Source organism: Thalassobacillus pellis, assembly GCF_016908295.1.
Lineage (GTDB): Bacteria > Bacillota > Bacilli > Bacillales > Halobacillaceae > Thalassobacillus > Thalassobacillus pellis.
Window position 1 is genome coordinate 152,600 of record NZ_JAFBDO010000002.1, and the last position, 12,198, is coordinate 164,797.

Annotated in this window: 15 protein-coding genes; 11 read left to right on the top strand and 4 right to left on the bottom strand. The window is 41.3% G+C overall.

Annotated elements, in window-relative coordinates:
- Positions 1 to 34: 34 nt before the first annotated feature.
- Positions 35 to 283, bottom strand: coding sequence for a ferredoxin (locus JOC33_RS06560; RefSeq protein WP_205091705.1), 249 nt, complete (start codon positions 281 to 283; stop codon positions 35 to 37).
- A gap of 234 nt (positions 284 to 517) precedes the next feature.
- On the opposite strand from JOC33_RS06560, the gene JOC33_RS06565 reads away from it, so the two are divergent.
- From JOC33_RS06565 to JOC33_RS06575, 3 genes are read left to right on the top strand one after another with little or no spacing between them, the layout of a single operon-like run.
- Positions 518 to 1,576, top strand: a complete 1,059-nt coding sequence (locus tag JOC33_RS06565; RefSeq protein WP_205091706.1) for a YpbB family protein — start codon at positions 518 to 520, stop codon at positions 1,574 to 1,576.
- Positions 1,573 to 3,108: a RecQ family ATP-dependent DNA helicase gene (locus JOC33_RS06570; RefSeq protein WP_205091707.1), complete on the top strand. Its 1,536-nt coding sequence runs from the start codon at positions 1,573 to 1,575 to the stop codon at positions 3,106 to 3,108. The genes JOC33_RS06565 and JOC33_RS06570 overlap by 4 nt, the downstream gene beginning before the upstream one ends.
- Positions 3,101 to 3,679, top strand: a complete 579-nt coding sequence (locus JOC33_RS06575) for a CPBP family intramembrane glutamic endopeptidase (protein ID WP_205091708.1) — start codon at positions 3,101 to 3,103, stop codon at positions 3,677 to 3,679. Before JOC33_RS06570 ends, JOC33_RS06575 begins: the two co-directional genes overlap by 8 nt.
- 126 nt (positions 3,680 to 3,805) lie before the next feature.
- Here JOC33_RS06575 and JOC33_RS06580 read toward each other — a convergent pair whose 3' ends face one another.
- The 3 genes from JOC33_RS06580 to JOC33_RS06590 are packed head-to-tail and all read right to left on the bottom strand — an operon-like array spanning position 3,806 to position 4,896.
- A complete protein-coding gene (locus JOC33_RS06580) occupies positions 3,806 to 4,375 on the bottom strand; it encodes a manganese catalase family protein (RefSeq protein ID WP_205091709.1) in 570 nt (189 codons plus the stop codon).
- Positions 4,376 to 4,412: 37 nt separating this feature from the next.
- A complete protein-coding gene (locus tag JOC33_RS06585) occupies positions 4,413 to 4,673 on the bottom strand; it encodes a spore coat protein CotJB (protein ID WP_205091710.1) in 261 nt (86 codons plus the stop codon).
- Positions 4,654 to 4,896, bottom strand: coding sequence for a spore coat associated protein CotJA (locus tag JOC33_RS06590; protein WP_205091711.1), 243 nt, complete (start codon positions 4,894 to 4,896; stop codon positions 4,654 to 4,656). Before JOC33_RS06590 ends, JOC33_RS06585 begins: the two co-directional genes overlap by 20 nt.
- A 137-nt stretch (positions 4,897 to 5,033) precedes the next feature.
- Here JOC33_RS06590 and JOC33_RS06595 point away from each other — a divergent pair, with 137 nt between their 5' ends.
- The 8 genes from JOC33_RS06595 to JOC33_RS06630 all read left to right on the top strand — a co-directional run bounded on the left by JOC33_RS06595 (position 5,034) and on the right by JOC33_RS06630 (position 12,196).
- The gene (locus JOC33_RS06595; protein ID WP_205091712.1) at positions 5,034 to 5,666 is read left to right on the top strand and encodes a CBS domain-containing protein; all 633 of its coding nucleotides are present in this window, start codon (positions 5,034 to 5,036) and stop codon (positions 5,664 to 5,666) included.
- A gap of 50 nt (positions 5,667 to 5,716) precedes the next feature.
- Positions 5,717 to 6,103 (top strand): hypothetical protein, encoded by a 387-nt coding sequence (locus JOC33_RS06600; RefSeq protein ID WP_205091713.1) that lies wholly within the window; start codon positions 5,717 to 5,719, stop codon positions 6,101 to 6,103.
- The gene (locus JOC33_RS06605) at positions 6,100 to 6,876 is read left to right on the top strand and encodes a metallophosphoesterase (RefSeq protein ID WP_205091714.1); all 777 of its coding nucleotides are present in this window, start codon (positions 6,100 to 6,102) and stop codon (positions 6,874 to 6,876) included. The genes JOC33_RS06600 and JOC33_RS06605 overlap by 4 nt, the downstream gene beginning before the upstream one ends.
- 93 nt (positions 6,877 to 6,969) lie before the next feature.
- Entirely contained in the window at positions 6,970 to 7,890 is a 921-nt protein-coding gene (locus JOC33_RS06610) for a MerR family transcriptional regulator (RefSeq protein ID WP_205091715.1), read from the top strand.
- A 134-nt stretch (positions 7,891 to 8,024) separates the two neighbouring features.
- Positions 8,025 to 8,624, top strand: coding sequence for a genetic competence negative regulator (locus JOC33_RS06615; protein ID WP_205091716.1), 600 nt, complete (start codon positions 8,025 to 8,027; stop codon positions 8,622 to 8,624).
- 137 nt (positions 8,625 to 8,761) lie between these two features.
- Positions 8,762 to 9,712, top strand: a complete 951-nt coding sequence (locus tag JOC33_RS06620; protein WP_205091717.1) for a D-alanine--D-alanine ligase family protein — start codon at positions 8,762 to 8,764, stop codon at positions 9,710 to 9,712.
- Between the two features lie 119 nt (positions 9,713 to 9,831).
- Positions 9,832 to 11,103 (top strand): Glu/Leu/Phe/Val family dehydrogenase, encoded by a 1,272-nt coding sequence (locus tag JOC33_RS06625; RefSeq protein WP_205091718.1) that lies wholly within the window; start codon positions 9,832 to 9,834, stop codon positions 11,101 to 11,103.
- 115 nt (positions 11,104 to 11,218) lie between these two features.
- Positions 11,219 to 12,196 (top strand): YpdA family putative bacillithiol disulfide reductase, encoded by a 978-nt coding sequence (locus tag JOC33_RS06630; protein ID WP_205091719.1) that lies wholly within the window; start codon positions 11,219 to 11,221, stop codon positions 12,194 to 12,196.
- The last annotated feature ends 2 nt before the right edge of the window (positions 12,197 to 12,198 follow it).

A 12,198-nucleotide genomic window follows, 5' to 3' on the forward strand; every position in this document is an offset into this window, starting at 1 on the left:
CACTGCAGGTGCGCAATGGGCTTTGACGAATGTTCTATTCGAATTTCAGAGGATCTCCTTCAAATGGCTGATCCGCAACTTTGATGGAATCAGTAGGACAACCTTCAAATGCATCCTCCATATCTTCTTCTAATACTTCAGGTATTTCAACGATACCTTCATTATCATCAAGCACTACATAGGCGATGCCTTCATCATCATAATCGTAAATATCCGGTGCAGCTGCACCACAGGCACCACAAGCAATGCATGTTTCTTTATCAACAATGGTATATTTCGCCATGACCTATTCCCTCCTAAATAATACAGCTCCTCAAAAATGGAACATACAACTGTTATCTCTATATTTTCTGGATACATCCGCCTTGAATTAATTGTACTTCTTCTATTAAAATATTTCAACATGGAAATCACCGACAAACCTTGCAGCTAAAGGGTTTCCGTGTGATTTATATCACGTTGCGATTTCCCGGAATTGACTGAAAATTATCTCATCTTTAAAAAGGGGGAAGTGCTTTTGTTTGTATATATTTTAATGACCTGTATCAATCAATTAAACGGTGAAAGATCTATTGGAGGGATCTATAACCTATTAACTGGTAAAAGGTCCACTCAGACCCTGCAGGATTCCTATACTTATCAGCTTACTGCATTCTTCGGCATTTATAAGCAGCTGGAACGGGATTCCTTTATGGAATTAATCAAAAACTTACAGTCGGAAGACATATTAATCGTTAATGGTGAGAAGCCTCAGCTCACTCATAAGGGAATTAGTACATTTAAGGAAATGAAAAATGACCAGGGCCCGTTGTACTTTGACGGGATGCGTCTTCATGCCATTATCCATATTTTTGAAGAGCGGCTGTTCTTATACATCCAGACCATTACCAGTCTGGTTAATGGCAAAAAAGATTTTTTACCTTTATCTGACACAAATGATGTGCTTCAATGGGTGAAGAATCATTATAAAACAAAAAAAAGGAAACTGCCGGAAGCTGTCAATCGTCTTTACCATGAGCTCGAACTCTTTTTATCACAGATAGACAGTAGGGAGTCCGAAATTTTCACTTACCGTGTTACAGGAGCGGACTTAATCGGTTTAAGCAAGCAGCAGCTGGCAAAACAATTTAACATGGATATCCACGATGTCCATCTTCATCTTCAACACACCCTTCACTTAATGTATCGGGTAGTTGAAAAAAAACCGCAGAAATACAAAGAGCTTTCCTTGCTTCTCGGCGATGATAATGATAATCCTCTGATTACACATTCAGCAAAGCGGACTTATCAGATGCTGTTAAATGGAATGGATCTTGAGGATATTTCGATGAATAGGGGTTTAAAAATGAGTACCATCCATGACCATGTAGTGGAGGTTGCCTTATGCATCCCGGAATTTGCAATTGAAAAATATATATCAATTTCTGCTATAAAAGAAATCAATGAAGCGATGGATGGTCTTAAGACGAAGCGGTTGAAAGAAATATACGATGTGCTTGAGGGAAAATACGATTATTTTACGATAAGATTAGTAATGGCACGGAATCAACCTGATAAAAATGGGGCAGTTGTATGAACACATATGATTTGGAAAAATATTTGAAAACACATTTCGGTTTCGATACATTTCGTGAGGGCCAAAAGGAAATCATTTCGGATGTTTTAAATGGCTATGACGTTTTGGGAGTACTCCCCACAGGTACAGGAAAATCAATCTGCTATCAGCTGCCGGCAATGCTCCTTGATGGTATTACAGTCGTTGTATCCCCTCTGGTATCATTGATGGTGGATCAGGTAAGGCAGCTTAAGGCGGCAGGATTTAAAAGAGTGGCTGCAATAAACAGCTTTTTGGATCCAAGGCAAAAAAGACAGGTACTGGATCGTCTGTCTCACTACAGGCTATTATATTTGTCTCCGGAGATGCTGCAGAACCAACATGTAGCAGATCGGCTTGGGATCATGGACGTAGCTTTATTTGTTGTTGATGAAGCTCATTGTATCTCACAGTGGGGGCATGAGTTCAGGACGGACTACCTGAGGCTTGGTGATATGATTGGGAAAATGGGAAGACCGCCTGTCCTGGCATTGAGCGGGACAGCAACGCCCGAGGTGCAAAGCGATATCATCAGGCAGCTTGATTGTGAAGGTATGCAATTACATATTTACCCGATGGATAAAGCGAATATATCCTTTGTAGTTGAACACGTGAATCATTCCGATCAGAAAGTAGATAAACTTACTGAATTACTAGCTCACAACCATGCGCCAGCAATGATTTATTTTTCAAGCAGACTGCAGGCGGAAAACACCGCCCATGAATTAATGAGGAGGCTTTCTGACCGGCAAGTTGCTTATTACCATGGAGGAATGGAACATACCGACAGGCTTTTGATCCAACAGCAATTCATGAATGGCCAATTAGATGTGATCTGTTGTACAAGCGCTTTCGGTATGGGAATTGATAAAAAAGATATCCGCTTAGTTATTCATTATCATATACCGCCGCAGTTGGAATCTTTCATCCAGGAAGTAGGACGGGCAGGAAGGGATGGAAATCATAGCATCAGTATAATTCTATACGCTCCATCCGATGATATGCTCCCGAAAAAGCTGATTCAAAGTGAACTTCCGTCCACAAGTGATTTGGATTGTATATTTTCTTATTTGCATACCATTACCCATGAGGACCAGCCGCTTCCTGTAGATGCTGTTGTAATGGAAGAAACCGGGCTTCCAGAAATTCAATGGCGTTTTATCAAGCATCACCTTAAGCGGCATCAGTTATTGGAGGATAATATTCTTATTACAAACCGAGACAAGTGGGAAGTAATGAAAGAGGAAGTGGAACGTGTGGTCCGTGACAGGTATACGTATAAAATGATGAAGCTGTCTGAACTAATCATGTCTCTTCAAACACAAGGATGCAGGAGAGTAATGTTATATAAACCATTTCAAAAAGACATCAAGGAACCTGTAGTACCCTGCTGCGATCATTGCGGATTTGCATGGCAGAAGGTCCGCTTTGACATCGCCAAAAGAAATCCGGAAACATTGGATTGGATAGCACGCCTAAACAGATTGTTTTTACAGGGAGAAGCTAATGGGTAAATCCAGACAAGCTGAATTAATCGAGAAGATGACAGACAGGGAAATTACCTTTCACTTGATGCTGACCCAGATAATCATATTCATCACTGCTGTAATCGGCAGCTGGTGGTTATTTGATTCTTTTTGGGAAGGTTGGCTGCAGCAGTTCGATTTAAATGGTAAAGAATTATTGGTTTATGGTGTCTTTCCAGGACTGATTGTGGTGGCTGCTGATTTACTATTAATGACACTTTTACCAGAGAAGCACTATGATGATGGGGGTATAAACAGTAAGGTATTCAAAACCCGGTCTATACCAAGTATTATTGGCCTGGTGTTAGTAGTTGCAGTCAGTGAGGAACTTCTGTTTCGGGGTGTCATCCATTCCGAATTCGGATATGCTGCAGCGAGCATTTTGTTTGCAGTCATGCATATTCGTTACTTGAAAAAAATAGTCTTGCTTATTTCAGTCTTATTTGTAAGTTTTTTTATTGGGTACATGTATGAATTGACAGGTAACCTGACAGCAACTATCCTGGCTCATTTTGTCATTGACTTTTTATTGGCTCTGTTGATCCGATTCAAAAAGTGAGGGTATCTGGGTACATGTAGCTGGAATTGATATATTATTTTTTATTCTTGTCAATATCTACAGTTGTCAGAAATTATCTTATGTAAATGAAATAGAAGACCTGAGAAATCACAGGTCTTCTTTCCTTTAAAAGAATTGTTTTTTTCCTCTTTCCTCCTTAAGTATTTCAACTGCTTCCCTGAATCTCTGGGAATGGATAATTTCCCGCTCCCTTAAAAAGGCTAATCCATCATTCAAATCGGGGTCATCTGACATATTAATGAGCCATTGATAGGTTGCTCTGGCCTTTTCTTCCGCCGCAATATCTTCATACAGGTCAGCAATAGGGTCCCCTTTAGCTTGTATATAGGATGCCGTCCAGGGGACTCCGGCGGCATTATGATAGAACAAAGCATTATCATGGTTGGCATAATGCGCACCTAAGCCTGCCTCTTCCATTTGTTCGGCAGAAGCATCTTTGGTCAGTTTATAAACCATAGTGGCAATCATTTCCAAGTGGGCGAATTCCTCTGTACCGATGTCTGTCAGCAGCCCAATGACTTTATCAGGAATAGAGTAACGTTGGTTTAAGTATCGCAGGGCAGCTGCCAACTCACCGTCCGCACCACCATATTGTTCGATCAAAAATTTAGCGAGCCTAGGGTTACAGCTGCTTACTTTTACCGGGTATTGAAGCTTTTTTTCATAATACCACATAAGTTTTCATCCCCTCCTTTTCCAATTTCCTAAAACCTCATACCTGCCATGGCCAAGGAGTATCATCCCATTGCCATGGACAGCCTGAGTAGCTTTTACCGTATTGCATTAACGGGCCGAACTGCTGTTCAAAAATCTTCTTAAGCCGCCTGCTTTCTTTTGCACAAGCATTGAACTGTTCAATTGCCTGGGCATCATTGGGGTGCGTGTCCAGATACAGTGTCAATTCCACCAGCACAAAATCAACTGCCTGGATGGCTTCTAACTGCTGATAGTACTCAGGAGTTAGTTTGTTCATCCATTTCCACCTCCCTGGCTGGCTTCGGTTTTGGATATGGGTCATAGAAGGCTGGCCATAATGTTCCTTTCATCAGCGCGACCCTTGGTTCGAATTGTTGAAGGCCAGGCGGCTGGAAGCCCATATATAGATTTGGCGGAGTGGAATAACACTTGATTAATTTTGGAGGACAAGGATCATGCGGACCATAAAAAGGCCGGTAACATTTTTGCTGCGTGTACAAGACAATCACCTTCCTTAATTAGGCTAATGCAATTGTATGAAAAAGGAAGGCCGTCCTATGCGAGAATTATGCAGGGTTTATGGGAGTGGAACGAGAATTATAGTGAGGGAAGAAAAAAATAAGGTGGAGGGATGTCAATGTTCGTTAAAAGTATAATGGTTTCACCACACAAATGTTTCGTCGCAGATAAGGATGATATTTTAACCAATATCCTCCGTACTTTAAGTGAAAAAGATATACAGGCGATGCCTGTTTTGGATGGGGAAAGGTTCATCGGGATGATTTCGAAAGAGTTACTTTATCAGGCCTGTTTTGAAAGTAATCAGCAAAAGGATATCTTTTTAGAGACAACAACAGCAGGAGAGATATGTGGATATAAAGATTTAAGCATAAAAGAAAATGAAGTGTTTGAACGTACTTTACCTGTATTTAAAGGTTTTCCCATTCTTGCTGTTACAAATGATTCCGGTCAGTTCCTTGGTATTGTGACTCGATTTGATGTGCTTGAACAGTTTGAAAGCGCTTTTGGTGTAAAAAGAAAAGGTGTCAGAATTGCTTTTACTTCCGAAGAGTCTGCCGGAAGGATCGAACGGTTGGGAGATATCTTGAAAACGTATCACGAAAATGTCATTTCTCTTGCTACATTTGATGAAACGGATAAATTGGCACGGCGGATAGTTTTGAAAGTAGACCCCAATGATAATATCGAGAAATTTGCACAAAAATTAGAGAAAACAGGATTCCGTGTTCTTGATATCCATAAAGACTAAGGCTTCTTTTTCCCCTTACTATGGCATAAATTTGTCTGGGAGGGGATTTTTTGAAAACATTCATGAATGTTTTGCTAGCATTCAGCGGTTGTTTCCTGGCAATCTATTGGCTGCCATTTGCCGGCTTGCCTCTTGAACCGAGTATGTTCATCTATACGATCATGCAGCCAGGTACATTTATATTAGGCGCTGGGTGTTTGTTAGCTGGCGTTATCGGAGAGTCTTACCTTTTTCGCAAGAGTTTCCATGAGATATTCCATTACAACCAACTGAAAAAAGGAATACTTATTGGCAGCACAGCATTCATACCAGTTCCTTTAGGTTTTCTTTCCTTCAAAATAGTAATTGTTTTCTATGTCCTGGCTATCATCTATGGTATTATCACGATAGATTTTCATTTGAAACGTAAAAGACTGGGGCGTGAATGGGAGACATGATGTATATTGGATTGTCGGTAATGGTTGTTGGGATTTTATTACTCTTTCATATGTATAGAAAAGCACATACTGACGTCATCGACAGGCAGGTACTATCTTCCGAGTTTCTGCCGGCAAGTTTTCGAGAAATTAATATATTCTTCCTATCCGATATTCATCGGAGAACTCTCCAGGAAGAAACACTTTCCAAAGTAACAGATTCTATCGATTTGGTTATCATTGGCGGTGATCTGATTGAAAAGGGAGTCCGAATGGAGAATGTCAAACAGAACATCACAAAACTGAAAAAATGGGGAGCACCGGTCTACTTCATATGGGGAAATAACGATTATGAGGGTGACTACCACGAACTGGATGCCACACTGTTGTCTCTCGGAGTCCACATTCTAGGCAATACTGCAGCTAATCTTGAATCAGCAGAAGGAGAAAAAATCAGTATACTAGGGGTTGATTTTTATCACCACCCCGAAGAAAATCTGAAATATGCTTATGAAGATGCGACAGGAGAATTTAAAGTACTAGTCATCCATGATCCTGCTATGCTTCAGGCTTTCTCTTCAGAGCAAAAGAATGCTGTACACCTTGTATTAAGCGGTCATACTCACGGTGGGCAGATAAGGTTATTTGGCTGGGGACCCATGCCTAAGGGTGGGCTGAAGAAAGATCGGGACACCCCCGTGTTTGTAAGTGAAGGGTATGGTACAAGGCTTTTACCATTGAGGCTCGGTACACAGGCAGAGTGTCATGTAATCACGATAAAATCGGTGAAGTGATTATTCAAATGTTAAAAAAAGAATATACATATTTTACACAAGGGGATGCAGATGTATATAATTTAGTAAAATGGTGTATGTGGAGGAAAGCTTATGGCGACCACAAACGGTAAATATAACATTAAAGCAGTTTCTAATATACTTGGCATCCAGCCTGGCACGCTAAGAGCCTGGGAAAGAAGGTACCAGATGATTCGTCCGATCCGTAATGAAGCTGGGCATCGTCTGTATACCGACGAACATATTAAAATTTTAAGGTGGCTCGTCCAGAAGGTGGACAAGGGCTTTACTATTTCTCAGGCAGTATCGTTGCTGGAAAATAATGAACAGTTGATTTTCGAGACGTCGATGGAGGGCAGAGAAACCAATGAACTATCAAGAAAAAGCGAGCAGTTGCTTCAGGCATTAATATCATTTGATGAGAGGTCCGCCCAACAACATTTGGATCATGCCTTCAGTTTGTTTACTTCAGAAACTATAGTAATGGATATGGTGGGACCGCTGTTAGTCAAAATAGGGGATCTTTGGGAAAATAACCGTATTACAAGCGCGCATGAGCACTTTGCTTCTAATTTTCTCCGTTCACGAATTGGGATGATGCTGTTATCGGTTCCTTCCGATCAACTGCTTCCTAAGGCGCTCCTTGTCTGTGGTCCAAATGAACGGCATGAACTGGGGTTGTTAATTTTCGCTATGTATCTGAAAAGGAAAGGACATGAGGTTATTTATCTGGGTCAAAGCATTGCAGAAGGAGATATTGATGTAGTAATTGAGGAGATCGAGCCACACTTTCTCTTCATGTCTTGTACCCTCAAGAAAAATATAAACTTATCCCTCCAATTAGCCGGAGCTTTACATGAACAATTTCCCTCCCTTCGTATCGGATTAGGCGGCCATGCCTGCAATCAATTGCCCGATAAACAAAAGGAAACGCTTAAACCGTATCTTGTTGGAAATTCAAAACAGGAATGGGACAAATGGCTAATTAAAAACATGCAGCCACTTGAAAAATAGGTAGACAAAACCGATAAATAATGTAACCATGCATTCATGAGTTCGTAGGGAATCCCTGTGGAGCATAAAGAAGTACCAAAAGATAAATAATAGCATAAGATAAAGATAAACCGAGGATTTCAGGGGGCGATGGGATGCGTCTGGAACGAATGTCCAATGAGAAGTTCAAAATTTTCCTCACCTTTGATGATTTAATAGAAAGAGGGCTCACCAAAGAAGACCTTTGGCATGATTTACCACGAGTCCATCAATTGTTCAGTGACATGATGTATGAGGCCAGTGATGAGCTCGGCTTTGAACTCGACGGTACTTTACTGGTCCAGGTGTACCTGTTGCAAGCACAGGGAATGTTCATTGTTGTAACCCAAACAGAAAGCGATTTGGACGAAGAGGATGAAGATTACATTGAAATGAAAGTGACATTGGACGAAAGCAAAGAACTGATTTTTTCCTTCTGTGAATTTGAAGATATTATCCAAGTCAGTCATTCTTTATATAATTTAGGAGTACGGGGAGGCTGTGTAGATTACTACCAGGACCTATATTACATGCGCCTTGAAGAAGAGGATATCGAGACAATGGATAAGGAATATATCATTGCATTGATGTCTGAATTCGGTACTCCGAGCATTATCACTTCTTATCGTTTAGATGAATACGGGAAAACAATTCTGGCAAAACAGGCTGTAAATCAGATTCATCACTACTTTATTCAGCCGGAATTAGAGAATTGAAGAACGGTGGCTACCCATGCACCGTTCATCTTTATGTTTTTTAAATGAATTTAAATAGAAGCTTTGAACTGAACGTGTTAATATGAAGTTGACTCTGCACCGGAAGTGCAGATAATGGGGATTGGGGAGTGTAACAATTGAAAATAGCGGTTTTATATGGTGGAACTTCCGGAGAAAGGGAGGTATCTCTTTCTACAGGGAAAGGTATGATAGAAGCACTCGAGAATAATGGACATGATGTAAAAGGGATAGATTTTCATCCTGCACGTATGGAGGAAATCATTAATCTTGAAGTAGACCTTGTAGTGATCGGACTTCACGGACGCTATGGTGAAGATGGAAGAATCCAGGGTCTTCTTGACATGTTAGATTTACCTTATGTCGGGTCTGGGGTGCTTGCTTCGGCGCTGGCGATGGATAAGGCAAAATCGAAACAGATCTTCAGCTTGAATGGTATTTCTACTGCTAGAAGTGAAGCCTATACAATCAGCCGGTACAGCAGCACCGATGAAATAGCCAAGCTTGTAACGGAAAAATTTATGCCTCCGTTTGTGGTAAAACCAAATCAGGAAGGCTCGACATTGGGACTGACAATCATCAAGGATCAGGGCCAGGTTAAAGCAGCCATAGAAAGCGCCTTTCAATCAGATGATACTGTACTGATTGAAGACTATGTTGCTGGAAGGGAAGTGACCGTCCCTGTTATTGGAAAACAAGGACAGGAGCAGGCTCTTCCGGTTATTGAAATCATTCCGAAGAGTGAGTATTATGATTTTGATTCAAAATATAAACCGGGAGGAAGTGAGCATATAGTTCCTGCCCGATTATCTGAAGAAGTAACTGAAGAGCTGCAGAAGCAAGCTGTGCTTGCCCACCAGTTATTAGGCTGCGATATATATTCCCGAGTGGATTTCATCGTAACAGAGAAGAATGAACCAGTTATATTGGAAGTGAACACACTTCCTGGTATGACTCCGACAAGTCTTTTCCCTGATTCAGCAAAGGAAGTCGGCTGGAGCTACGAAGATATGATTGAGAAGTTCGTAGAGCTGACAATCAGCCAAAACAGCCCTAAAACAAAGTCTTAACAATTTTAATTCAATTAGCGACAAAATAACTATTTTTAGTTGTTTGCATAATCATATTGAAGGTGTATACTAATCTCTGAAAGCTAAGTTTTTAACGGATCGATATAGGAGGTAAACTGATGGTAGCCGATAAGCCAGCAGATTCTACAAACGATAAATTGGATGTACTTAAATCAACACAGACTGTAGTGAAAAAAGCCCTAGATAAACTGGGGTATCCCCAAGAGGTATATGAACTGTTGAAAGAACCTGTAAGAATGATGACAGTCAGAATTCCTGTCAGGATGGATGACGATTCCATAAAAATATTTACAGGATACAGAGCTCAGCATAACGACGCAGTCGGACCAACAAAAGGTGGAGTGAGATTTCACCCCAATGTATCGGAAAAAGAAGTGAAGGCCCTGTCTATTTGGATGAGTCTCAAGGCAGGAATCGTGGATTTACCCTATGGCGGCGGAAAAGGCGGAATTGTATGTGATCCCCGGGAAATGTCATTCCGTGAACTGGAAGGTGTAAGCAGGGGGTATGTTCGTTCCATCAGTCAGATCGTAGGACCTACAAAGGATATTCCTGCACCGGATGTATTCACTAACTCTCAGATCATGGCATGGATGATGGATGAATACAGCAGGATTGATGAGTTTAATAACCCGGGCTTCATCACTGGGAAGCCGATAGTGCTGGGAGGTTCCCACGGCAGGGAATCGGCAACAGCGAAGGGCGTTACCATCTGCATTGAAGAGGCGTGTAAAAAGAAGGGCATTGATGTAAAAGGTGCACGAGTTGTCGTACAAGGCTTCGGTAACGCTGGCAGCTTTCTGGCGAAATTCATGCATGATGCAGGCGCAAAAGTCATTGGGATCTCCGATGCTTATGGTGCGTTGCATGATCCGGAAGGTCTTGATATCGATTATCTTCTGGACCGTAGGGATAGTTTCGGAACAGTGACTAACCTGTTTAAAACGACTATTACGAATAAGGAGTTACTTGAACTCGATTGTGACATCCTTGTACCTGCGGCAATCGAGAACCAGATTACAGAAGATAATGCATATAATATAAAAGCAAACGTCGTCGTAGAAGCAGCAAATGGGCCGACAACGTTAGAAGCAACCAAGATTCTTTCTGACAGGGGAATTCTTCTCGTACCAGACGTACTCGCTTCCGCGGGCGGCGTGACTGTATCTTACTTCGAATGGGTACAGAATAACCAGGGGTACTACTGGACAGAGGAAGAAGTAGAGGAAAAACTCCAGAAGGTCATGGTGAAGGGCTTCAATTCTGTTTATAATACTGCTGAAACGAGAAGGGTGGACATGCGGCTAGCCGCCTACATGGTTGGAGTCCGCAAAATGGCCGAGGCCTCCCGCTTCCGTGGATGGGTTTAATTTGATTGTTATACACATATCTCCTATCATGTAATATGGTAGGAGATATTTTATTGTACTAAAGTAAACAATACATCTATCCAATATAATTTTCAGTGAAGAGGTGTGGAAAAACGTGCAACAGGAAGAAGTAATCATCGTCGGTGCCGGCCCATGTGGAATGAGTACAGCAATTGAGTTGCAAAATCGCGGCATAACACCGTTACTTATAGAGAAAGGTAATGTAGTCAATTCCATTTACAATTACCCCACTCATCAGACTTTTTTCAGTTCAAGTGAAAAGCTTGAAATCGGCAATATCCCATTTATAACAGAACGCCAGAAGCCGGTAAGGAATCAGGCACTTGCTTATTACCGGACCGTCGCAAAACGCCAGCAATTACGAGTAAATGCCTTTGAAAAAGTGAACAGAGTAGAAAAATCGGAGAATGGTTTTATCCTTCACACTAAAAAAAAGAATGGCAATAATGATGTTTACCAGGCAAAACAAATTGTAATTGCAACGGGGTATTATGATCAACCGAATATGATGGGAGTCGAAGGCGAAGAACTGAGCAAAGTAAAGCACTATTTCAAAGAATCTCACCCTTATTATGATAAGGAAGTAACCGTAATCGGGGGGAAAAACTCTGCGGTTGACGCAGCGCTCGAACTTGTTAAGGCAGGTGCACATGTCACCGTGCTTTACCGAGGAGAAGAGTATTCGAAAAGCATAAAGCCCTGGATTCTGCCAGAATTCGAAGCACTTGTCCGGAAAGATGTAATAAACATGGAATTCTGTGCAGATGTTAGAGAAATCACAGAAGATAAAGTAATTTATGAATGTAAAGGTAAAAGACATGAAATTTCCAACGACTTTGTCTTCGCTATGACCGGATACCAGCCAGACCATCAATTTCTTACAAAAATGGGGGTAGAAATGGATTCGGACACAGGAAGGCCAACGTTTGATGAGCATACGATGGAAACGAATGTACCAGGGATTTTTATCGCTGGAGTCATTGCAGCTGGCTATAATAATAATGAAATTTTTATTGAAAACGGACGCCATCACGGAAAGCAGATAGCAGAAGCTGTTACCAAAAGAAGTTAAAT